The following is a 23742-nucleotide window of genomic DNA, read 5'->3' as shown; positions in this document are numbered from 1 at the left end:
TTTGATGAAAGTAGGCATTATCGGCGCAATGGAGCAAGAAGTTACCATTTTGCGTAACACCATGGAAAACCCGCAAACATTGACCAAAGGTGGCTTTACTTTTTATACCGGCAAACTGGCTGGTCTTGACGTAACGCTTGTACAGTCTGGCATTGGTAAAGTGGCAGCGACGGTTGCGACAACTTTGCTTATCGACAACTTTGCGCCAGATTGCGTGATCAACACGGGTTCTGCAGGTGGTTTTGAACCATCACTAAACGTCGGCGATGTGGTGATTTCAAATGAAGTACGTCATCACGACGTTGATGTTACTGCATTTGGCTATGAAATTGGTCAAGTTCCGCAAATGCCTGCTGCGTTCACTTCGCATGCAAAATTAGTTGAAGCGGCAGAGCAAAGCGTACATGAGCTTGAGGGCATTCAAACTATGGTTGGTTTGATCTGTACGGGTGACTCGTTTATGTGTGACCCAGTACGCATCGATAAGGCGCGTGCAGACTTCCCTACGATGTTAGCAGTAGAAATGGAAGGTGCGGCAATTGCGCAGGCTTGTCATTCTTTAAACACCCCATTTGTTGTGATCCGCTCGCTATCTGATATCGCCGGCAAAGAATCACCGCAATCATTCGAAGAGTATCTAGAAGTCGCTTCTGTTAACTCTTCTAAGATGGTGATGGCACTACTTAATAAGCTGGATAAGGTTACGCTTTAGTGCTCGACAGCTTGCTTCAGGCCCATGAGGGCCTGATCATTTTCTTACTGGCGATTTTTGCCAGCCTAGGGGTAAGGTTATCAACACTTTATCACCCTAATCTTATTCTTAGCCTTATTTTTAAAGCGATTGCCGAAAAAGTTTATCGTCCTAAAGCCGCTTCTAGTTATCAACTTTTATCCGGTACACTGGGATTCTTCCTCCCTGCATTAACCATCACTATATTGACTTATGCGATTATTAGCTTTGCTTTTTATCCCAATTGGCTCGGTGGGCTGGTGTTGTTTTTATGCTTAGATATTAGCCATGAAAGCCGTGCTAAGCGTATTTCCGCGCTGATAAAGTCAAAGCAAAAAGTAACCGCAAGAGCCGTGTTGCAAGGAATGGTAGCAAGAGATGTAGAGAAGCTAACAGAGCTTGGCATTTGTAAAGCCGCCATAGATAGCACCGCATTAAATACCTTGCGCCATTTTTTTGTCATTGCTTTACTGTATTTAACGGCAGGCCCCTATCTCGCACTATTTTATAAGCTATTACTGCTATGCGACCATGCTTGGCGGCAAGTAATGCTCCCCTCAAGCCGTTTTATGGCAAGCCTTTCCCGCATGATTTGGCTCGTTGAGTTTGTGCCTATTCGATTATTAATTACCTGCTTTTCGTTGCTACTTAGACCAAAGCAAACTTGGCACTACATTAAATACTACGGCCGTCACTTTAGCCAAACGAATACTGGATGGGTACTGAGCTTTTTTGCAGCAAATTTACATACACAACTCGCAGGGCCGCGCTTTTATTTTGGTGAACGTTATGACGTGATGCGGGTAGGTGCAAAAGCGCAACCCTCAGCTGAGCATATTCAGCATTTACTCGGACTACTTAATCAAATGCGCTGGCTATTTATTGCCACTTCCGCCTTACTACTTGTAATTATTAACTTTCTCAGGCTGATGGCTTAGCTTAGGTTACTTAGAAATAAGCTCCTCACTTAGGCAAAAACAAAAAAACCCAGCACAAGGCTGGGTTTTTGAATGCTCAGAAAAACTTACTTTTTCTTCACTGCTTTTTTATTTGGAAGGTCAGTGATTGAACCTTCGAAGATTTCAGCAGCTAGACCGATTGATTCGTTCAGCGTTGGGTGAGCATGGATAGTAAGCGCTAGGTCTTCACCGTCAGCACCCATCTCTACAGCTAGGCCGATTTCACCAAGCATTTCACCTGCATTGATACCAACCATAGCACCACCGATCACGCGGCCTGACTCTTTATCAAAGATAAGCTTAGTTGAACCTTCAGTACGTGCAGAAGCGATTGCACGACCAGAAGCAGCCCACGGGAATACCGCAGTTTCAATGCTTAGACCTTGCTCTTTTGCTTCTTTCTCTGTCACACCAACCCAAGCGATTTCTGGATCTGTGTATGCAATTGAAGGAATACACTTAGGATCGAAGTAATGCTTCTTACCAGAGATAACTTCAGCAGCTACGTGACCTTCGTGAACGGCTTTGTGTGCAAGCATAGGCTGACCTACGATGTCACCGATAGCGAAGATGTGATCAACGTTGGTTTTCATTTGCTTGTCAGTGTTGATAAAGCCACGCTCATCAACATTTACGCCCGCTTTGTCAGCGTCGATTAGCTTACCATTTGGTGTACGACCAACAGCAACTAGTACTTTGTCATAACGAACTTGGCCTTCTGGTGCTTGCTTGCCTTCGAAAGATACGTAGATACCGTCTTCTTTCGCTTCAACAGCAACAACTTTAGTAGAAAGCATTACGTTAAACTTGTCTTTAACGTGCTTTTGGTAAATCTTGATAACGTCTTTGTCAGCCGCTGGTACTAGTTGATCAGCAAACTCAACTACATCAATCGCTGAGCCTAGTGCACGGTAAACAGTACCCATCTCAAGACCGATGATACCACCACCTAGTACAAGTAGCTTTTCAGGCACGTCTTTAAGCTCAAGTGCACCTGTAGAATCGATGATACGTTCGTCTTCAGGAATGAAAGGAAGGCTTACAGGCTGAGAACCCGCTGCAATGATTGCGTTATCAAAGGTCACTGTCTTCGCACCGTCAGCACCTTCAACTGCGATAGTGTTAGAACCTGTGAACTTACCGTAGCCGTTAACTACAGTTACTTTACGCATCTTAGCCATTCCGCCAAGACCACCTGTAAGTTGACCGATCACAGACTCTTTCCATGAACGGATTTTGTCTAGGTCAATTTGTGGAGCACCGAAAGAAACACCGTGAGAAGCCATTTCAGCTGCATCGTCAATTACCTTTGCAACGTGAAGAAGGGCTTTTGAAGGGATACAACCAACGTTCAAGCACACACCACCTAGCGTGTCGCGAGATTCGATTAGTGTAACGTCTAAACCTAAGTCTGCTGCACGGAATGCTGCAGAGTAACCACCAGGACCACCGCCTAGTACAACAACTTGAGTTTTGATTTCGTTGCTCATGTTATTACCTTAACTGTTATTTGAACGGGTTTACTCGTCAAGAGTAGCCGACCCAAAGTGCCTGCCAAACACCCGATTCGGGGCACAGGGCAGAGAGAGTTATTATTGCTCGAAAGTGTACCATTCACACTCTCTATTGTCCCGCCTAATTATCAAGCGGAACAACAAAATACAAGAAAACCGCATCACCTAAGTCATGCGGTTTCTATTCTTACATTACTAGCTGGCGAATATCGCTTAGGTAGTTTGCAAGTGTCACAGTAAAACGAGCTGCTAGTGCGCCGTCAATGACACGATGGTCGTATGAACAGCTTAGCGGCACCATTAAGCGCGGCTCAAACTCTTTACCATTCCATTTCGGTTTGAAGTCTGACTTTGAAACACCCAAAATCGCAACTTCAGGGGCATTAACGATTGGCGTAAACGCCGTACCACCGATACCACCTAGGCTTGAGATAGTGAAACAGCCGCCCTGCATATCAGCAGACGTCAGTTTACCGTCACGTGCTTTCTTAGAAATTTCCATCAACTCGCGTGATATCTCAATGATGCCTTTCTTGTTCACGTCGCGAACAACAGGAACCACTAGACCATTTGGTGTATCAACCGCGATACCGATGTGAACATATTTCTTCAAGATTAAGCTCTCACCATCTTCAGATAGTGAAGAGTTAAACGTTGGGAACTCTTCAAGTGCTTTTGCAGCCGCTTTCATCACGAATACTAATGGCGTGATCTTCACACCCATTTTCTTCTTCTCAGCTAGCACGTTCTGTTCTTTACGGAACGCTTCAAGCTCTGTGATATCTGCTTCGTCAAACTGCGTAACATGTGGGATTTGTACCCAGTTACGGTGAAGGTTTGCACCCGATAACTTATTGATGCGAGAAAGTTTCTTCTCTTCTATTTCACCAAACTTGCTGAAGTCTACTTTTGGCCAAGGAATAAGACCAAGCTCACCGCCGCCAGTGTTGCCACCTTTTGCGATTTGACCAGACTCAACTTGCTTAACCAGCTCTTTCACGTAGTTTTGTACGTCTTCTTTTAGTACACGGTTCTTACGACCCGTACCTTTAACGCGAGCTAGGTTAACCCCAAACTCACGCGCTAAACGACGTACCACAGGTGAGGCGTGGGCATACTGATCATTCGCCACAAAGTCATCTTTTTGTGCAGAAGCTTTTGGTGCCTCAGATTTTGCCGCTGGAGCCGCAGATTGAGCTGGTTTTTCGTCAGTTTTAGCTGCTGCCTGAGGTGCTGGTGCCGCGCCCTTTACTTCGAATACGAAGATTAAAGAACCCGTTGATACTTTGTCGCCGGCATTGACTTTGATCTCTTTAATCGTACCTGCAAACGGAGCTGGTACTTCCATTGAGGCTTTGTCGCCTTCAACCGTGATAAGAGATTGCTCTTCTTCAACGCTGTCGCCAACAGCAACCATGATTTCAGTGACTTCAACTTCGTCGCCACCGATATCTGGTACATGCACTTCTTTTTCAGCTGATGCAGCTGGTGCTTGCTCTTCAGCTGGCGCTTCTGCAGCTTCAGTAGTCGCAGGCGCATCACCGCTACCTGCCACTTCGAAGATGAAGATCAATGAACCGGTTGACACTTTGTCACCCGCGTTGATTTTCACTTCTTTGATAGTACCTGCAAATGGTGCTGGTACTTCCATTGAAGCCTTGTCACCTTCAACCGTGATAAGCGATTGCTCTTCTTCAACGGTATCGCCCGCAGCCACTAAGATTTCAGTGACTTCAACTTCATCGCCACCAATATCTGGTACGTGAACTTCTTTCACTTCTGTCTTGCCAGAGGCGCTTGCTTCTGGCTTAGCTTCTTCTGCAGGTTGCTCTGCCGGTGCTTCTTCACCTGCCGCTTCAAAGATCATGATCAAAGAGCCAGTCGATACTTTATCGCCTTCCGCTATTTTGATTTCTTTAACTGTACCCGCCACTGAGGCTGGTACTTCCATTGATGCTTTGTCGCCTTCAACAGTGATAAGCGATTGCTCTTCTGCAACCGTGTCACCTACGCTTACTAGGATCTCGGTTACTTCAACCTCATCGGCACCAATATCTGGAACATGAATTTCGATTGCCATCACTCGTCCTCTTATGCGTAAAGTGGGTTAGTTTTGGTGGTGTCGATATCAAATTTCTTGATAGCGTCAGTCACTACTGATTTTTCAACTTTGCCTTGCTTAACTAGCTCGCCAAGTGCTGCAACTACCACGTAACCGGCATTCACTTCAAAGTGACGACGTAGGTTTTCACGGCTGTCTGAACGACCGTAACCGTCTGTGCCAAGTACTTTGTAAGATGCGCTCGGCATAAATGCACGTACTTGATCAGCATAGTTTTTCATGTAATCCGTAGCAGCGATTGCTGGCGCATCACCAAGTACGCTGGTGATGTAAGCCACTTTTTGCTCTGCTTCTGGGTTAAGCATGTTGAAACGCTCTGCATCTTGACCGTCACGAGCAAGCTCGTTAAATGACGTTACAGAGAATACGTCTGAACCGATACCGTAGTCGTCGCTTAGGATCTGCGCCGCTTTACGTACTTCGTTCAGGATAGTACCCGAGCCCATTAGCTGAACCTGTGCTTTGTCGCCAGTGTAGCTTTCAAGCTTGTAAATACCCTTACGAATACCTTCCTCAGCGCCCTCAGGCATTGCTGGCATATGGTAGTTTTCGTTCATTAGCGTTAGGTAGTAGAACACGTTCTCTTGCTCTGGACCGTACATACGACGAATACCATCTTGCAGAATAACCGCTACTTCGTAAGCAAACGTTGGGTCGTAAGAAATACAGTTAGGCACTGTACCTGCTTGAATGTGTGAGTGACCGTCTTCGTGCTGCAGACCTTCACCATTTAGCGTTGTACGACCAGCAGTTGCACCTAATAGGAAGCCACGCGCTTGTTGGTCGCCCGCCATCCACGCCATATCACCTACACGTTGGAAACCAAACATTGAATAGTAGATATAGAACGGGATCATTGGTAGGTCGTTCGTGCTGTATGACGTTGCTGCTGCAACCCATGAAGACATCGCGCCTAGCTCATTGATACCTTCTTGTAGTACCTGACCTGACGTTGCTTCTTTATAGTAAGAAACGATATCGCGGTCTTCTGGGCTGTAGTTTTGGCCGTGCGGGTTGTAAATACCGATTTGACGGAATAAACCTTCCATACCAAAAGTACGCGCTTCATCAGCAATAATTGGAACAACGCTCTTGCCGATATTCTTGTCTTTTAACAAGATATTAAGTGCACGAACGTATGCCATTGTGGTTGAGATATCACGCTTTTGTTCTTCTAGAAGCGGTTTAAATGCATCTAGCTCTGGTAGCGTAAGCGTTTCTGTGAAGTTAGGTAGACGCTTAGGTGTATAACCGTGAAGCGCGTTACGGCGAGCATGTAGATATTCGTGCTCTTTTGATCCTTCTTCTAGCGTCAAGTAAGGTAGCTCTTGTAATTGCTCATCAGATACCAAGTCATCTAGACCTAGACGTGAACGTAGGTGCGCTACGTGTGTCATGTCCATTTTCTTAACTTGGTGAGCAATGTTTTTACCTTCAGCCGCAGCGCCCATGCCGTAACCTTTAACGGTTTTAGCTAAGATCACAGTTGGACGACCTTTGGTGTCTTGTGCCGCTTTAAATGCAGCAAATAGCTTAGATGGCTCATGACCACCGCGCTTCAACGCGAAGATTTCGTCGTCAGTCATATCAGCAACAAGCGCTGCTGTTTCAGGGTAACGACCGAAGAAGTGTTCACGTACGAAGGCACCATCTTTTGCTTTGTAAGTTTGGTAGTCACCGTCAACTGTTTCATTCATCAGTTGCAGCAATTTACCCGTAGTATCTTTGGCAAGTAGCTTATCCCAACCTGAACCCCAAACGACTTTGATCACGTTCCAACCGGCACCTTTAAATAGGCCTTCTAGTTCTTGGATGATCTTACCGTTACCCATTACTGGGCCGTCAAGACGCTGTAGGTTACAGTTGATTAGGTAGCATAGGTTGTCTAGCTTTTCACGGGCAGCGAATGAAATCGCACCACGTGATTCTGGCTCGTCCATTTCACCATCACCAAGGAAGGCGTAAACGCGCTGCTCAGACGTATCTTTTAGACCACGGCCATCTAGGTATTTAAGGAAACGCGCTTGGTAGATAGACGCGATTGGACCTAGACCCATAGAAACCGTTGGGAACTGCCAGAATTCAGGCATTAACTTAGGGTGTGGGTATGAAGAAATACCGTTACCGTCTACTTCCTGACGGAAGTTATCTAGCTGCTCAGCGCTTAGGCGGCCTTCAACAAATGCACGAGCATAAATGCCCGGAGAGATGTGACCTTGGTAATACACTAAGTCACCACCATCCTTCTCGTTTGGTGCACGGAAGAAGTGGTTGAAACACATTTCATAGAATGCAGCTGACGACTGGTAAGACGCCATATGCCCGCCCAGCTCAAGATCTTTCTTCGAAGCACGAAGTACGATCATAATAGCATTCCAACGGATGATAGAGCGAATACGACGCTCAAGGTTCACATCCCCTGGATACGCAGGTTCTTGATCTGCTGGGATAGTGTTGACATAGTTAGTCGTAGTGCCTGTTGGCATATCTACGCCATCAAGACGCGCTTGCTCTAATACTTGCTCTAACAAGAACTGAGCGCGCTCTACGCCTTCTTCTTTTACGACCGACTCAAGCGCCTGTAACCATTCTTGGGTTTCTAGCGCGTCTACGTCAATTTTATTGACTTCAGACATATGGAGTGTTCCTTATGTTTAAAATACGAATTTATTCTATTTGTGCCAATTCTTACTGAATCAAGCCCGATTACTGCTGTTTTGTTCTACGCAGTGAACGTTCTATTCGCGAACGCTCTTTACCGGCTTCTAATAACGCTTCTTCGATAAAGGCTAAGTGGGCGTTACTAGCAAGTCTTGCTTGTTCAGGGTTACCATTGATCACCGCATCTAATAACAACTTTCTGTGCTCACCGAGCTGCTCACTTACGTCTGATTTTTGCACCAAGACCGTTAAGTTTTGCAACACGTTTTGCTCAAGCAGTGACTGCATCCCTTTTACAAGATGAAGCAAAACGACATTATGTGACGCTTCTGCAACGGCAAAGTGAAAAGCATTAATTGCCCTTGCCTTTTGCATCAGGTCATCACCTATCTCTGCAATATTGTCAAAGCTTTGTTGTACCTTTGCAAAGTCATTCTCTGTGCCCCTGAGTGCCGCGTAGTAGGCGGCGATGCCTTCTAATGCATGACGAAACTCAAGTAAATCAAACTGAGATTCTGGATGCTTACTGATCAAGTCGAATAACGGATCAGTCAGCCCTTCTTCTAGCTGATTTTTAACATACGTGCCACCACCTTGACGACGGGTAACAAGCCCCTTGGCTTCCAATTTCTGGATAGCTTCACGAAGTGATGGACGAGACACTTCAAATTGTTTGGCTAGTTCACGCTCAGGCGGCAATTTTGCACCGGGTAATAACGAGCCCTCGAGGATCATATTCTCAAGCTGTTCTAGTATTACGTCGGATAATTTTGCTGCTTTAATCTTTAAAGACATTGAAATAACGCCAATTTTTTATGATGTGACCTAGCCAGACCGCTGACTTATTTTAATCAATTTGGTAAGAATTAACTTCATAGGTAAATTGGTCATACCAAATTTGCACAATACGTTATCAAAATCCATGACAACTGTCAAAATTCAGCCCAATTCAATAATTAGCTGAGTGTAAAAACAACAGTTGGCGTGCATAAACTTTAACCAAGAATCGGGCAAATTTAAAAGGAGATTTAAATGGTCAGACCAGATAGGCATATACCATTTAACACAAAATCAAGCTGCTAGAAAGGCAGCTTAGGTAAGGCTTAGTTAACACCTATCACAATATCGTCTAATGCAGCCATCAGCTGTTCAGGATAGTCATCACGATTGTTCGTGGCAAAGAAGATAAACGCGTCTTTTTCTGGGTAATAATGAAAGCTCGGTACATTGTCAAAATAGACACCAAGTTTGTCATCTAAAGATAACTTCCCACTCTCCGCCAACTATACAATTGTAGTGGCCACAAATTGCTTGGTGATTGAACCAATATCAAACCATTAAAAACATACAGTTAAAAACAACCTCGGATTTTCCTTTATGAATAACTTCTCGATTTTGCAATAAAATTAGGGACGATTTTCGATTTTGGGAAAGCCTAGTTCAAGCTGTCAATCGGTAAACACACGAGAGCAGCGAGCACGATACTGAGCAACATAGTCTTCATCCGCCCATAGTTTTTTAAGCCCTTCGTTATACAGCTCGACATATTCACTATGATGCTTATTGATAAGCAAATAGCCTTTTTGGATAAAAGCAGGGATCGCTTGCGCCACTAATAACTCCGCTTCTTCTGCTGGCAGTTCCTGCTGATAAGACTTCGCCGACTTTTCGTCCATAATCATAATATCCGCACGATTTCGTAGGATCAGTGCCACATTTTTACTGGTATACGTGGCATATGAAGTTTTGATTTCAAGCGTCTCTATCGCCTCTAACAGAGAAGGCGGATAAGTTAACCCTTGATTGAGCAACAATCTAAATGGCTTAAGATCTGCGTAACTCGTATAGGTAAACGCTAAATCTCGATGGTGATAAAAGCGTGCCGTTTCTTCAGTGAGTGGGTGTTGAGTGTAAATATAGTCTTTGCTCCTTTGCTCACTGTAATACCAATAAGCACTACCAATGTAAGCCGCCTTCATTCCCTCTTGATAGGCGCGTTCCCAAGGCATAAATAAAAACCGGACTTTTATATCAGAGAGCGCAAAGACATCTCGGATCACAGCAGCCACACATCCTTGATCTTGTTTCGCTTGATCTAAGTACGGCGGCCATTGCCCCGTCGTAATATTCACCTGAGTATCAAGCGCGCTCGCACTCCCGCCCACACAACACAGTAAAATCAACGGCCAAACTACTTTCATCTGTATGCTCTGTTATTTTTTCAAAAAGTATAGGCAACGAATTAGATTATGGGTACATTGTTGTAGAAAAAAGAATGGCAAATAATGCAAACGATACGCTATGACACACTAAAGTAGCTGTAATTTAATGCCATGGGAGTAAGCCGATAATCATTACCCATTGCCAAGTTTACCGATAATCGAGTATAACCAGAGTCTCTGGGCATGTATTATACAAGGATATCACTTTGGTTTGGCGGGTCTTTGTCCTACTACTTATCATCACGCTGATATTGTTTACGCTTTATTTTATCTATCCAAGTGCAGCAGCAAACTCGATAAGGTCTATCAAACCTTTATTGACTGAATTTGGCATACAGCTAGACACCCATACCGAAAAACGTTTAAGTCAGCCAGACACCACTCCTCACCTAACGGTTGCCCCCCCAAAAGTAACGAAACAACAGCTACCTGAAATACCAGAAAAAACCTTTTACAACCTAAACGGGCACAGTGACCTTGTTAATATGTTCAGCGGTATCTCAACACCTACCTGCGGAGCACTAAAGCGCGAAGTATTTTCCTTGCAAACGCAATTCAACAACATTGAAAATTTTAAACTTAATCTAACGGGTGAACCCGTGAGCACTTATGTTGAGTATCAGGCGCAGCAAGCCCTCAGCGTGGTGTATATGATGTTTAAGCACTTTTTTAACCAGTTAGCGCATAAAAAAGCCTTATCTCCCATCCAGTTGAACATGCATATTGCCGCCAATGACGCTGACTACAATGAGCTAATCCTCTCTCGCGATGCAGAGCCTGCTGGCACCTTGGGTATGTACTTTTTATTTCAAAACCAAGGCGTTATCAATGGCAGTCGCACTGAAGAAGAAACGCTAAGAACGCTCATTCACGAGTCCGTGCACGCCCTAGTTTTTTACTATTTCGGCGTAACCCCTCGATGGGTAACGGAAGGCTTAGCCGAGTATTTTGAGCACCTAAGAATTACCGAAACAGGTCAATTTTCAGTTTACCTCTCTGACGAAGATTGGTTGACGAAAGAAGGGATTTTGAAATCGCGCTTTACCAAGCTTGATATTAACACCCTATTCAATAGCGAAAATCAGTGGCAAACCATGCAAAGTACCACCTTATATGCCAATAGTTACCTATTTACCGGATTTATGGTCGAGCACAACAGCAACGCTTTTTTCGAGTATTTACGACAAGAAAGCAGCAATCCGTGCAATATTGTACCTGCACAAAACATCGAGCAGCTCTTTCGTAATTTTAATGAAAATGTCGAATCACAATTTGAGGGATGGCGTAACACACCTCGCCAAATTCAACGTGGCGCATGGCAATAACTCTTCCTGTGAGGGTAAGCACGGATTATTTTAATAATTAGCTGATTGTAACAACTACAAAAAACTATCAGCATAGCCTCCTAATTAGCAGTGCAGATAGCTTTGTGGGGAGCAGCTCACCCGCCGAGAAGTGTGCTTTTCGGGTAGTCGAAGCCCACGGATGGGCGTCGAAAACTGTCAGGAGGACGGGCTGACTTTACGATAAATTTCGAGCTATCAGCCGTTAGCAAAATAAACCTCCATGTTTAATATCAAAGCGCATCCATGCGCTCCTCGTTCATTCTTTTAAAACGACAAAAAAGAACGAACCAAGAAAACGTCGCCCCAACATCACACTTAATCCTCAACCCCTAAGCCGATATAGTGCAACCGTCTTGTAAGGCACGTCCCTGTGCCAGACAAGACTTAGCCGACATCCTGTCGGCACATTGCATATCGGCTTATGCTTTTCGGGTGTGATGGAGGGGGGGAATACGTTGCTTGTAAGATCTTCTACGATTTTTACGATTAAGCTGCTTTAAAGCATTGTAAAAACTATCAGCGTAGCCTCCAAGCTCACAATCTAAATAGTGTTGTGGGAGGCGGTTCACCCGCCGAGAAGTTATGCTTTTCGGGTGCGGTGAAGAAGTGCCTTTTCTTTTGCTACCTTTTCTTTAGGGCAAGCAAAGAAAAGGTTGTCGTAGCCCATAGATGGATGCCAAAACTTGTCAGGAGGACGGGCTGACTTTACGATAAATTTCGAGCTATCAGCCGTTAGCAAAATAAACCTCCATGTTTAATATCAAAGCGCATCCATGCACTCCTCGTTCATTCTTTTTAAACGACGCGATCGAGCGAACCAAGAAAACGTCGCCCCAGCATCACACTTAATCCTAAAATCCTAAGCCGATATAGTGCAACCGTCTTGTAAGGCACCTCCCTGTGCCTGACAAGACTTGGCCGACATCCTGTCGGCACATTGCATATCGACTTATGATTTTCGGGTGTGATGGAGGGGGAATACGTTGCTTGTGAGATCGTCTACGATTTTAGCGATTAAGCTGCATGCAAGTATTGCAAAAACTATCAGCGCAGTATCCATGCTTAAATTTTTAGAGCAGTACGAAAATAGAAGTGAGTTTTAAGGCAAGGAGAGTTGCTCATTGCCTGGCGACACCAGCGTATTTAAAGGACTTAAAAAGGTGCTATTGGTTATGGGGTAATTGGTTAGATAGCGCAACGATATCGGCCATAACACGCTTCTCTCCAAGGTCAGCTAGGAAAGCTAAATGTTCCGTGGCTTTTACCTTTTGGAGATTCTCAAGCTTAGGTTCGCCACCAAGGGCAAGAGCGGGCACAAAGCCATAGATTTCTCCATTTTCAAACTGCCTGAGCCATGGTCGTTTACTGCGCCCAAATATTTCGGTATCTTTCCAGCCTTCACAATCGGATAAAACCGCCGAAATGATAAGAAACAAGACATCAGTAAGAGCATGATGTTGGTTGATGGAAGAGCGCTTATCTTCAACAAGTTAAAGTTAGCTAAATAACGACATAATTAACAAGTAGATAGTGATAATGTGGGCGTTATTAGCTCAGAAAAGAGCTGGGTGTTAAAGCCTTTTTACAAAGTGCGATCCCACCGTGACTACTAAGCGCTGCTCTCAGTATTTTTGACTTAATTATAATTAAAATTACGAGGTTCTAATCTCAACATATTCACAAAAGAATGAGAAGAAGGAGTCCGAGATTACCTCGTCAACTTGTTTTTTAAATAAGTTATAATTAACCAGTTTGTATTCTTCCTCTTGGGTGTTAGAGTCTAAGCACCAACAGATTTCATTTTCTTTATAAAAAATGACAACTAAATGCTCAGGTAATTGAAATTCTCCCCTGCAATCGAGAGTGTCACCTAATATCGTCCCACCGTGCGTTAAATTGGCATTATTATCTTCAATGCCAGAGATCTCTGAGTCTATCACTCCCCCGCCGCCACACTCTCTTAAAAAACTAACTAGTGAAGGTGGAAGTTTAATCGAAATTAACTTTTCAAGTAGAGCTATTTCTTTCAGGTCAGCCGCACCTTGCCAAAAGGTTTCGTGTTCGCTCAAATCAAGTTGTTTAATTAACTCACTATATTTATTCATATGACTTTCCTACTCAAAATCTTTTGCTCTAAGTTTCCAGTACTCTTTTTTTAAATTTATCATACTGATATTGGAGTGATTGGTTATTCCTAAAACTTTTACCATCTTCGATTAGACCGTGTAAAGCTTTGTGGTGTTTTTTATGGGTTGAAGATAGAAGCTCAACCATTGGGCTCGGTTCTTGTCCCAAAATGTGATGCAAATTTATTTGCTTACCATCCTTCCCTATCGGAGCATTCCCATTTTTCATTAAATCAAGATTTGACCAACCATTTTCAATTTTAGCTCTAATACTCTTATGAACACTTGAATCAATATGTGCTGGTATTTCTGACGTAAAATCAAGATCGCTTTTATACATTTTGCGATTATTGACCATGTTAGGTGTATATTTTTTGTAGTTTGAGCTGGAAATTTTCTCATTCACTGCAGCTCCAGCCCCCGGCAATTCATTCCCTTTTGGTGGCTCCAACTCATCAGCTTTGGCTTTGGTGGGCTTGTCGGTAACGCCTCGAATTGGTGGTTGGCCTTGATATTCATCCAGCGCTTTATTAACTCGCTGTCCAATTTCTTGGGCGGCTTGTTGCATATGCTGGTCGATTTTTGGGGTGACGTCGTCTAGGCGTTTTACCGTGGCTTGCATGCCTTCGATAGCGGCGTCTGGAAGTAGTAGGTCGTAGTGCCAACTGGTGGACATTTCATCGAGTGAATCGCGCAGGCCTTTGACGATGTTTTTAACTTCCGTGGCGGATTGTTTACCTAGGTCTTGCCAGTTGATGTCTCTTAGGTATTTAACTGGGTCGCCTTTGCCGACTTTTCTTTGGGTAAAAAGCCGCAGCACGGCAAGCGCAGCAGAGAGGGATTCTCGGTATTTTTTAAGATGACTTTGTCTATTGACCTCTATTTAGCCGATTCTGAATATTGACATTTTGGTGCTCAGACTGGTTGAGCAACTCAGTTTACCCACAGTTTGGCTAGAATTTTCAGGCAGTTTTGCCATGCGATGCACACATCGTACCGTTCGGCACTATGCCACCTAGCCTCTGTCCACAAAACAGCTAAGGGTGTAAAACAAGTCAACACCCTTGGGTAAGCCTAGAAGCACGTATGGAGGATATATCCAGATTCAGATTAGGTTACTAAGCTCTCAAATTATTGAGAAGTTCATTTATATCTCTTGAAACATATATAAAAGCTTCTGGTGAATCAGGATCTTCTTCCACATTCACGAAGATTATAGGTGGATTTGAATGATCAATATTAAAATTATAGGCAAAAAAGTTGCCAGTACCTCCGGCATCAGCAATAGGAAAGATATTCGGATATAAATCTTTCCATTTATTAAATTTTTCCAGAGCACTATATAGCATGTGTTCAGAGGAACAATTTTCTAAAACGTGAAATAACGGTCCAAACGGTACGGGTGCTAAGTCACCTGATTCAATTACCTCTTTAGATGGTACTAACCCCTGCTTGTCAACTATAAAAGATTTGTAATCAGCAGGTAGTATAAAACCTATAATGGCCTCTATGGTTGAAATCTCATTGCTCGAGATATCTTGCAAAGGAGGATCTACATACTCTTCCCAAATTATATTCACTTTTTGCTCCTTGTTACTTTTTATAGCCTCCACCCCAAATAGACATTCCTCCAGTATGGGGCACGAAAGCGTCGTGTTCTATTTGATTGACTAACTGCATTCTACCTGTATCTTGATGGTGATGCCAAGTTAATCCTGCTGGTGGCTTTTTGGGGGCAGGGTCTTTTAAGAAATGTTTTAATTGAATATTTGTTAGCCCCATCTCTTCAGCTAAACTTGGGTTTTTCTGTAGTGAACTCCTCAGCCTTTCATTTGCATATTGAAAGTGTGAAGCAGCATCTTTATTACCTAAAAGGTTATTGGGTACATGTGTATCGAATTTGCTGTTAAAGATAGGAAATCCATATTTATCTCTCGCTAAAGTAATGCCATTCCTGGTTTCTATCTGGCCAGCTTTTTTAGAAAGAATAATTGTTTTTTCTTTCCCAGCGTTTATGCCAAACTGTATTATTGCTTTTCCACTATCTGATACTTTAACTTTACGTTCTAAGTCGTTCAGCTTTTCCATGGATTGCGGATCTATAGTGGTTGTGCCTTCAAAACTATTTTTTACCCCCGGCAATTCATTCCCTTTTGGTGGCTCCAATTCATCGGCTTTGGCTTTGGTGGGCTTATCGGTAACGCCTCGAATTGGTGATTGACCCTGATACTCATCCAGCGCTTTATTAACTCGCTGTCCAATTTCTTGGGCGGCTTGTTGCATATGCTGGTCGATTTTTGGGGTGACGTCGTCTAGGCGTTTTACCGTGGCTTGCATGCCTTCGATAGCGGCGTCTGGAAGTAGTAGGTCGTAGTGCCAACTGGTGGACATTTCATCGAGTGAATCGCGTAGGCCTTTGACGATGTTTTTTACTTCCGTGGCGGATTGTTTTCCTAGGTCTTGCCAGTTGATGTCTCTTAGGTATTTAACTGGGTCGCCTTTGCCGAGCTTGCGTAAAACGGCAAGCGCAGCCGAGAGCGATTCTCCGGTATTTCTTAAGATAACCTTGCCCACGCCTTTGACAGCAGAGCCCACAACTGGCACTAAACCAATGCCGGTGAGGGTAAAGGCAAGCCAAGCGTCGGTGTCGTTGGCTTCATCATCGTCGGTTAGTAACATGACATTGGCGGTGATATCTCGTAAATCCATGACTTGGTCAATAATCGGTATCATGGAAATCAAGGTACCCACCACGATTTGTGACGTGGAGGGGTTTTGATTAAAGTCGCCTTGCAGTGTGCCCCATAACCAATCGCCTGCTTGGGTTGCAATGCCATTGGCTTCTATCAGTGGTGCGGTATTGCCGCTGCGTACCATTTCAGCCGCTTGCGCTGGGGTGATTTGTCCATACAGTGGGTTTTTAGGGCGATTATCTTCTGGCAGGTAATCGCGTTTATCCTCACCATATTGCACGGTGTATTGACCAGGCGGTGCATTCTCAATTTTTGCTTTACCGCTGTCATCTAAGTTACCGGTCAGCTCTGTGCCGTTTGCAAATCGAATGGTATAAGGCGCGCCCATAATTGGGCTGCCATCTTGATAGGTATAAGACAGCTCAATGGTACTGCTCGCCATGGTGGCAATGCCATCGGTAGCCAATGAGAGTCGAGCATTCTCAGAGAGGGCTTGAATTTGCGGTACACTTGGCATAGTGGCGCTTTGTTTGCTGCCAATATCTTGCTCCATGCTGCCGTCAAACACAGTCATGGCTTTGCCTTTTAAGGTCAGTAATTTGTCTGCAAAGATGTTGACGTTACCACTTGAGTCAATACTGATTTCACTGCCGCCATTGGCAAGGGTGAGGTTGCCAGAGCCACTGCCTTTAATCGTGATATTGCCTTGGCTTTGAATGATTTGACTTCCTGCCGGGGCGGTGATGGTGAGGTTGTTGTCTGCCTTGAGCTTTATATCACTTTGGATAACACTGCGATGGCTGCGACCGGCCTTAAGGGTGATATTTTGTTTGGCGCTTACGCCAATTTGATTGGCGGTGACGTCTAGGTTGGTTGCGGCATCAATAATCACCGACTTTTTACTCTCCAGTGCCAGTTGTTGTTTGGCGCTGGCAATAAAGGTTTTATTGGTAAGTAGTCGAATTGCACTTTTAACACTGCCAAGTTGTATGTCTTTGGCTGCAAAAATATTCATCGCGCCAAGTTGCGCAAGCCAGTGAATATAAGGCTGCTTTTTATCCCCATGTAACACCAAGTGCTGATTGCCCGCTAGGGTTTGCAGCACAATATGCGGGGTATTTGGGGTGTCATCAAACATCAACAGGTTTTGGCCGCGAGAGCACAACACGTTTTGGGTGTTATTGGCGCTAGTAACAACCGACGGTTGCGTGTCGTTAAGGGCAAACCCTAACAAGTAACTTTGGTCTGGGTCGTTGTTCATACAACCGATGAGCACATTACTGTCTGGCAGGAGTGGAAAGTGTAACCCCGTCGGTTGCTTTTGACCGCGACAGGCATATTGTGTGAGGCGCTTTACCGACTCGGTCACCTGACTATCGAAATGTACTTGCGTGGCATATTGCCCTTGGGTATCTAAGTGAGGGTTGGCCTTTGACCCCGACAGCGAGCGCACTGTGGCGGTAAACACCATCGGCTTGGGGCTATGCTCTGGGGGAGTAATACGTATTGGCTCACCTCGTGGTACACACACCGACTCGCTATGATACGCAACTTGCTTAGGGTCATTGGCACTGCCTTGCTTATACACCTGTTTACTGCGAATACAGGTATAATCGCCACCTTTCGCTGTGCCTAATTTACCATTTAACGAAAACGAATAACCGGCATTGGCTTCGGCTACGTTTCCTACTAGCGTGACTTCATTTTTTCCTTGTTGATAGGCAAGCTCGAGATTGCCGGTGCGCTCAAATTGCTCAGCAGGATTTTGTGCAGCAGGCTCAAAATAACTGCGCTGCGCCGAGCTGACCGAAGTTGGCGGATGGGCATTCACATGCACTTGGGAGCCACCCATTCTAAAACGATGGCGGCTTTGGCACTGCGTAAACCCAACAAAGCCGGTTTCATGCTCGTGAACTAGACCATCTTTATCCGTCACCGACAGCAAGCCTCGCTCAATATAGGGGCTTGCAAGATTCCCCTCGGCAATCACTATCGACTCAATAAAATCATGGCATTCAAACCAATAAATTAAGCCGTACTTTGCTAAGAGTCGGGTGAAAAAGGTGTAGTCGTTTTCTAGCGCTTGCACGCACTGCGGTAGCGTGGGTAAATCTTTAGTGACTCGCCATTTTATCCGGTCTTGTGAATAGCCGGCTTTTTGTATCAGCTTATTGAGGACAGACTGGACATTGGCTTGTACAAAGATTTGGCTTTTTTCTGTTTGCTTAAGTAACTCAAGGCGAGGCTTTAAGACCACCTCTGCACCACAGGTGTGCTCAGACACAAAACCAGATTGGATATCAAACAAAGTCCCAGTGAAATACGTCGATATTGCGTCCGGTGACTCAATTTCAAACGTGAGCATATTGCCAACGAGTAATTCATCAGCAAGGTCAAATTGGGACTCTAGGTTCGCTTTGAGTAAAAAGCCGCTATTGATACAGGTCGTGAGTTCAAAATCGACGACATGTACAGGATGGTTAGTACCATACACCACAATCCTTGTTTGCATTTTTTATGTCCACTGTTGTTGGTTAAAGCCGTTCCACCAATACGCGGTACTACTTCCTAGTGTGCTGCGATTGGTTTTTATTTGCGCGCTATTGTTACATAAAAGGCAAGCATTTTTAACTCATTTTTTTATTCAGTATCCGAATGCTTATCTTTTGGTGTAACGGATAGTTTTTAAATCTCAAGCCAAATAAAAGGTGTCAGCTTGCCCTCCTTGGCAGATATCAAAGCGCATCCATGCGCTCCTCGTTCATTCTTTTTACACGACGCGATCGAGCGAACCAAGAAAACGTCGCCCCAACATCACACTTAATCCTCAAACCCTAAGCCGATATAGTGCAACCGTCTTGTAAGGCACTTCCCTATGCCAGACAAGGCTTGGCCGACATCCTGTCAGCACATTGCATATCGACTTATGATTTTCGGGTGTGATGGAGGGGGAATAAGTTGTCTGTTAGCTGTCCACAAAGCCATCAGAAACATAGTTGCTTGCAAGCACCAAACAAAACTATCAGCGCCTTGTATCTCCCTCACCACACCCGAAAGTAAATTGCCAATGAGTCATTTCAGCGCATGGATGCGTGAAAAGCGGTGACAGGGCCAGGGATGGCCCTTACACCGCGGTGACGTCCATATTGGCAATTTACTTGAGGAGTCGGTGTGATGTTGGGAGTGCCTTTTCTTTTGCGCAACGATTCTTTGGGCATCAAAGAAAAGTAAGTCGTAGCCCATGGATGGGCGTCGAAATACGTTGCTTGTGAGATCTTCTACGATTTTAGCGATTAAGCTGCTTTAAAGCATTGCAAAAGCTATCAGCGTAGCCTCCAAGCTCACAGTGTAAATAGTTTTGTGGGAGGCGGTTTACCCGCCGAGAAGTTAAGCTTTTCGAGTGAAGAGGAAGTGCCCTTTCTTTTGCGCAACGATTCTTTGGGCATCAAAGAAAAGGTAGTTGTAGCCCATGGATGGGCGTCGAAATCCGTCAGGAAGACGAGCTGACTTAATTCATAGTCTCGAGTGATTGGAGAAATCACCCTCCATGGTACGTCTCATAGCACATATTATTTCGGCACACCTAGCAAATATAACAGTTGTAACAAAGACCCTTCACAAATAGCCGCGTCGGCATTTTCTACCACTTTTGGCTTACCATGGATTGCCACACCTAGCTGGGCGTTTGCCATCATCACTAAGTCATTTGCGCCATCACCAATGGCAACGGTTTGAGTCATTGGGATCGCATACTGAGTTGCAAGTTGACCTAGCACTTCCGCCTTTTTGTCGGCATCTACGATATCTCCTAGCACTTTGCCGGTGAGCTGCTCATTTTCCACCTCTAGGGTATTGGCAAATACAGCGTCTAGCTGGAGTGGCTCTATCAATGATTCTGCAAACCATGTAAAGCCACCCGAGGCGATGGCAAGATGCCAGTGATGCTGCTTTAGCGCCTGACATAACTGCTCTATACCGGGCATTAGCGGTAAGTTTTCTTTTAATGATTGAATTTGTGATAACGGTACACCAGAAAGTGATGCAACGCGGCGGTGTAGACTTTCAGAAAAAGAGAGTGCCCCCGCCATTGCCTGTGCGGTGACAGAAGCCACTTCTTCATATCGATCGGCCAATCGAGCAATTTCGTCAATACATTCAATTTGAATTGCGGTGGAGTCCATATCCATCACAAGTAGCCCCGGTTCTTCTAAAGTAGGTGCTTGCGTTATCATCGCGCCTTGCGCATTAATGCTTTTTGCAAAATCTCTTACTTCAGCCTTGCTCGGCAATTGCGATGCGTTAAAACGGATACCCAATGCAACTGGGAGCTGTTCATGAGGTTGATATGCCGTAAAATAAGTTTGCTCGATAGCAAATGTTCGAAGAAATTTCTCAACTTCCAGAAGGTGTTGCAATTGTATATTTGGGCCAAAAAAGCATATTGATTGGGTCGTCAGCTCAGGTAATTGATTTACTTGTGTGAGGCTTGTGTTACTTTGGCAACTATACCAATGATCCAGCGCCATATGTTCCTGAATTGGTGTGTTTAGTTCACGATTAGCGAATTGAATGATTGACGACATAAGTTGCTCCTTGATAGCGTTAAGCCGATTTTTAACATGATTGCGCTAAGCTGTCAGCACTGGACCTTAGCAAAAGCGGGCAATATGCGATAAATATGAAAAATTTACATGTATTAGAAGTGTTAAACTCGACCAGAGGGCGTAGGTTATTTCGCCTGTGCATCGCCGCGACGTGCTTAATTATGGTGACTTGGCTTGCGTTTAATACCAGTTTTGAATCTCATCGCTTGCTCCATAATGGCGCAGACCTTACCGCAAGGAGCCTCACCAAGCAGCTCGCAAAAAATGTGGCATTGCCCCTCTCTCGCAGTGATACGCCAAGACTCAGCGCACTGGCAAATCACCTCGCTAGCGATGACTTTGTACTCCAAGTCGCGATTTATGATTATCAAGGACGCTTTGTTGTTGGTAACGACGGTAATTCCTCACCCACAGATTATCAGCAGCTACCTCAAACCTTACCAGGGCTCAGCAAAACCAAAAGCATTATTTCTGAACCAGTATATACGCCGATGGGACAACCTCTTGGGTTCGTCAATATGGTCTATTTGACAGAAGCTGCTATGTCGCAAAGCCACTCTCATTTCCACGAACTTGGACGAGTCGTTTTACTGATGCTGGTGATTACGATGGTATTCACATGGCAAATAGGTCGAGCATTAAAACGCTGGGAAGTAAAACGCAAAATTCGCAAGAAAGTAAAGATGCTTCCTGCGCCTGAAAATATTACTCATTAGATGAAACCAAGTTATCCCTATTACTATTGTAAATATTTTGATAATATAATTGTTAGTTTATATAAGAACGATAAATGATAAAGGACATGACTAATAAACTTTTTATAATCCCAAAACCGAACCCAAACGCTAAGGTGCGGCTATTTTGCTTTCCTTACGCAGGTGGCTCACCGGCCATTTTTACACCTTGGATCAAAAAAGCTCACGAGAACATTGAACTTGTTTTTGTTCAACTTCCAGGAAGAGGTGCAAGACTTATTGAACCTGCAATTGACAATATGCCTGAGATTATTGATGAGCTGATGCTTCACCTCGACTTCATAACAAGCAAACCTTTTGCCTTTTTTGGGCATAGTTTGGGGAGCAGGATATCATACGAATTTGCATCGCAACTACATACGAAAAATCAACTTATTCCATCTAAGATATTCGCTTCAGGTAGCAGGGCTCCTCATTGCCTTTCAAGCGGGCGTCATTTGCACAACTTACCGCATGATGAATTTATCACTGAGCTTAAAGATTTGAATGGGACTCCAAAAGAAGTTCTTGAAAATGAAGAGTTAATGGAATTGTTGCTACCTTTACTTCGCGCCGATTTCAAAATTGCAGATACTTATGTCGCAAAGCAGCTCACACTACCAATTCCAATACACGTTTTTAACGGTATCGAGGATTCTGTTCAGAAGAAACACGTCTGTGCATGGCAAGAGCTAACATCACAGCCTTATCAACTTACCGAATTTTCTGGTGGACACTTTTTTATTCACCAATACGCTGATGAGATGATCTCCATTATTAATCAACAATTGGCTTAAGTAGTATTGGTGTTATGCCGGAAAAGCATAAAGATCGCCGGGTGAACCGGCTCCTACACCTGCTTTTCTATTGTTGGTAGGTATGGTTTTATATCGCAGTAAAAGCATCAAGATCGCCGGGTGAACCGGCATCTACTTTATAAGGTGAACAGCGATGCTACACATCCAAAATAAGCGAGGAGAGAATGCGATTTAACTGAGGTTGGTTAAACTCACCACTTATCTGATAGATAACATCGCTTCCTTTTTTATTAATGTAAACCCTATCGTAGTCTTGATTTTCTCCCATAACGACAAAAGCAAAAATATCGCCGTTTTGGTACACACTCATCGGATTGTTTTCGTCTATGTCAAAAGCCGAGCGAAGCTTTGCTATGTTTTTTACTTTAGGATCTGAATGATACAGGGCATGAAAAAATTCGTTTACGCTCATATTCAACTTTTTATGCATATCACCAAGTGAGATTTCCGGTGGGTTTAACGCAATTGCCAACTCATTTTGATCTTGGCTAGTTACAACCGCAGTTTGGTTACTTAGCCCTAAAAAGTTAATTTTTGATAGTGTCGTGCTATCTACACAATAAACAAGATCAACAACTCTGATATGGACCTTATTACTACAAGATAAGCTTGGAAAAGGGTTCGCTGTTTGTGACGCAATTACCAAGTTTGAGGTGAACATTAACGCGGCAAGTAAAATTATTTTAAACATAACTAAATCCCTAATGCAGCTAATTCCATCTTCGTTCTGTAATTTCTGACAACTTCTTTTGCACAGGTAAGAGATTGTTCTGAGCTAAGTTGCTTTACAATGCTTTGTGCAAAGTTCTTTACTATCCATTTGATAGTTGCCTTGCCTCCTGTCGGCTCAGGAACCCAATTTAGAGCCGTCGTACAACTTTTAGTTGCTTGGATCATCTCTCCAAAAACCTGTGCCACATTTTCGTTTACGCTGCCTTTGAAAGATAAATTTAAACCTGCACCTTTATAAAATGCATTAATGGCATTTTTTACTTTCGTTCATCATTCATTTTTCTATTCCTTGAGAAATATTGAAGGTTTTAAATTAAGCTCTTAAACATTAATAAAAGGTGAATAACCAACTAACGTATAAATCATTCTTCCAAGCTATGAGATGTATAGAAGCTTTAATAAATACCAAAAGATCGCCGGGTGAACCGGCTCCTACACCTATTTTTCTATTGTTGGTAGGTATGGTTTTATATCCCATTTG

At 44.0% G+C, this 23742-nt stretch carries 19 protein-coding genes and 1 pseudogene; 5 read left to right on the top strand and 15 right to left on the bottom strand.

Translation table 11 applies throughout. The features are described from left to right. Positions 1 to 4: 4 nt before the first annotated feature. The gene (gene mtnN / locus JJQ94_RS08960) at positions 5 to 712 is read left to right on the top strand and encodes a 5'-methylthioadenosine/S-adenosylhomocysteine nucleosidase (RefSeq protein ID WP_017217969.1); all 708 of its coding nucleotides are present in this window, start codon (positions 5 to 7) and stop codon (positions 710 to 712) included. Then, complete coding sequence (locus tag JJQ94_RS08955; protein ID WP_099031954.1) at positions 712 to 1668, top strand: cobalamin biosynthesis protein; 957 nt, start codon at positions 712 to 714, stop codon at positions 1666 to 1668. The genes mtnN and JJQ94_RS08955 overlap by 1 nt, the downstream gene beginning before the upstream one ends. A gap of 86 nt (positions 1669 to 1754) precedes the next feature. Here JJQ94_RS08955 and lpdA read toward each other — a convergent pair whose 3' ends face one another. The 6 genes from lpdA to JJQ94_RS08925 form a co-directional block, all read right to left on the bottom strand. Next, a complete protein-coding gene (lpdA, locus tag JJQ94_RS08950; RefSeq protein ID WP_099031953.1) occupies positions 1755 to 3179 on the bottom strand; it encodes a dihydrolipoyl dehydrogenase in 1425 nt (474 codons plus the stop codon). A 211-nt stretch (positions 3180 to 3390) separates the two neighbouring features. Continuing rightward, positions 3391 to 5283, bottom strand: coding sequence for a pyruvate dehydrogenase complex dihydrolipoyllysine-residue acetyltransferase (gene aceF, locus JJQ94_RS08945; protein ID WP_099031952.1), 1893 nt, complete (start codon positions 5281 to 5283; stop codon positions 3391 to 3393). A gap of 11 nt (positions 5284 to 5294) precedes the next feature. Further along, positions 5295 to 7961 carry a pyruvate dehydrogenase (acetyl-transferring), homodimeric type gene (aceE, locus tag JJQ94_RS08940; protein ID WP_099031951.1) on the bottom strand — a complete coding sequence of 889 codons (2667 nt, stop codon included), beginning with the start codon at positions 7959 to 7961 and terminating at the stop codon, positions 5295 to 5297. Positions 7962 to 8031: 70 nt separating this feature from the next. After that, a complete protein-coding gene (gene pdhR, locus JJQ94_RS08935; RefSeq protein WP_010370324.1) occupies positions 8032 to 8781 on the bottom strand; it encodes a pyruvate dehydrogenase complex transcriptional repressor PdhR in 750 nt (249 codons plus the stop codon). A 308-nt stretch (positions 8782 to 9089) separates the two neighbouring features. Next, positions 9090 to 9269, bottom strand: a complete 180-nt coding sequence (locus JJQ94_RS08930; protein ID WP_099031950.1) for a hypothetical protein — start codon at positions 9267 to 9269, stop codon at positions 9090 to 9092. 165 nt (positions 9270 to 9434) lie between these two features. Continuing rightward, the gene (locus JJQ94_RS08925; protein ID WP_099031949.1) at positions 9435 to 10187 is read right to left on the bottom strand and encodes a substrate-binding periplasmic protein; all 753 of its coding nucleotides are present in this window, start codon (positions 10185 to 10187) and stop codon (positions 9435 to 9437) included. 227 nt (positions 10188 to 10414) lie between these two features. Between JJQ94_RS08925 and JJQ94_RS08920 the strand changes: the two genes are divergently transcribed. Next, a complete protein-coding gene (locus JJQ94_RS08920) occupies positions 10415 to 11533 on the top strand; it encodes a DUF1570 domain-containing protein (RefSeq protein ID WP_099031948.1) in 1119 nt (372 codons plus the stop codon). 1184 nt (positions 11534 to 12717) lie between these two features. Here the strand turns inward: JJQ94_RS08920 and JJQ94_RS08915 are convergent. The 7 genes and pseudogenes from JJQ94_RS08915 to serB all read right to left on the bottom strand — a co-directional run bounded on the left by JJQ94_RS08915 (position 12718) and on the right by serB (position 20956). Continuing rightward, positions 12718 to 13020 carry a T6SS immunity protein Tdi1 domain-containing protein gene (locus JJQ94_RS08915; RefSeq protein ID WP_099031947.1) on the bottom strand — a complete coding sequence of 101 codons (303 nt, stop codon included), beginning with the start codon at positions 13018 to 13020 and terminating at the stop codon, positions 12718 to 12720. Between the two features lie 186 nt (positions 13021 to 13206). After that, the gene (locus JJQ94_RS08910; RefSeq protein ID WP_099031946.1) at positions 13207 to 13659 is read right to left on the bottom strand and encodes an SMI1/KNR4 family protein; all 453 of its coding nucleotides are present in this window, start codon (positions 13657 to 13659) and stop codon (positions 13207 to 13209) included. Between the two features lie 28 nt (positions 13660 to 13687). Beyond that, positions 13688 to 14356, bottom strand: coding sequence for an HNH/ENDO VII family nuclease (locus tag JJQ94_RS08905; RefSeq protein WP_330873192.1), 669 nt, complete (start codon positions 14354 to 14356; stop codon positions 13688 to 13690). Positions 14357 to 14798: 442 nt separating this feature from the next. After that, complete coding sequence (locus JJQ94_RS08900) at positions 14799 to 15260, bottom strand: SMI1/KNR4 family protein (RefSeq protein WP_236596569.1); 462 nt, start codon at positions 15258 to 15260, stop codon at positions 14799 to 14801. 13 nt (positions 15261 to 15273) lie between these two features. Further along, complete coding sequence (locus JJQ94_RS24425; RefSeq protein WP_370649641.1) at positions 15274 to 16071, bottom strand: HNH endonuclease; 798 nt, start codon at positions 16069 to 16071, stop codon at positions 15274 to 15276. A gap of 1959 nt (positions 16072 to 18030) precedes the next feature. Then, a pseudogene (locus tag JJQ94_RS24350) lies at positions 18031 to 18738 on the bottom strand (contractile injection system protein, VgrG/Pvc8 family); the annotation flags it as partial. A 1204-nt stretch (positions 18739 to 19942) separates the two neighbouring features. Beyond that, positions 19943 to 20956 carry a phosphoserine phosphatase SerB gene (gene serB / locus JJQ94_RS08875; RefSeq protein WP_099031962.1) on the bottom strand — a complete coding sequence of 338 codons (1014 nt, stop codon included), beginning with the start codon at positions 20954 to 20956 and terminating at the stop codon, positions 19943 to 19945. 95 nt (positions 20957 to 21051) lie between these two features. Here serB and JJQ94_RS08870 point away from each other — a divergent pair, with 95 nt between their 5' ends. Together JJQ94_RS08870 and JJQ94_RS08865 are read left to right on the top strand one after the other, a co-directional pair. After that, positions 21052 to 21693 carry an AhpA/YtjB family protein gene (locus JJQ94_RS08870; RefSeq protein ID WP_099031963.1) on the top strand — a complete coding sequence of 214 codons (642 nt, stop codon included), beginning with the start codon at positions 21052 to 21054 and terminating at the stop codon, positions 21691 to 21693. Positions 21694 to 21779: 86 nt separating this feature from the next. Continuing rightward, positions 21780 to 22508, top strand: coding sequence for a thioesterase II family protein (locus tag JJQ94_RS08865; RefSeq protein ID WP_099031978.1), 729 nt, complete (start codon positions 21780 to 21782; stop codon positions 22506 to 22508). A gap of 157 nt (positions 22509 to 22665) precedes the next feature. Here the strand turns inward: JJQ94_RS08865 and JJQ94_RS08860 are convergent, their stop codons facing one another. Together JJQ94_RS08860 and JJQ94_RS08855 are read right to left on the bottom strand one after the other, a co-directional pair. After that, positions 22666 to 23220: a hypothetical protein gene (locus tag JJQ94_RS08860; RefSeq protein WP_099031964.1), complete on the bottom strand. Its 555-nt coding sequence runs from the start codon at positions 23218 to 23220 to the stop codon at positions 22666 to 22668. A 2-nt stretch (positions 23221 to 23222) separates the two neighbouring features. Further along, the gene (locus tag JJQ94_RS08855) at positions 23223 to 23426 is read right to left on the bottom strand and encodes a hypothetical protein (RefSeq protein WP_236596567.1); all 204 of its coding nucleotides are present in this window, start codon (positions 23424 to 23426) and stop codon (positions 23223 to 23225) included. Between the last annotated feature and the right edge of the window lie 316 nt (positions 23427 to 23742).

Origin of the sequence: Pseudoalteromonas sp. GCY, assembly GCF_016695175.1 — a bacterium.
Classification (GTDB): Bacteria; Pseudomonadota; Gammaproteobacteria; order Enterobacterales; family Alteromonadaceae; genus Pseudoalteromonas.
This window is presented reverse-complemented; position numbering and strand designations above follow the sequence as displayed.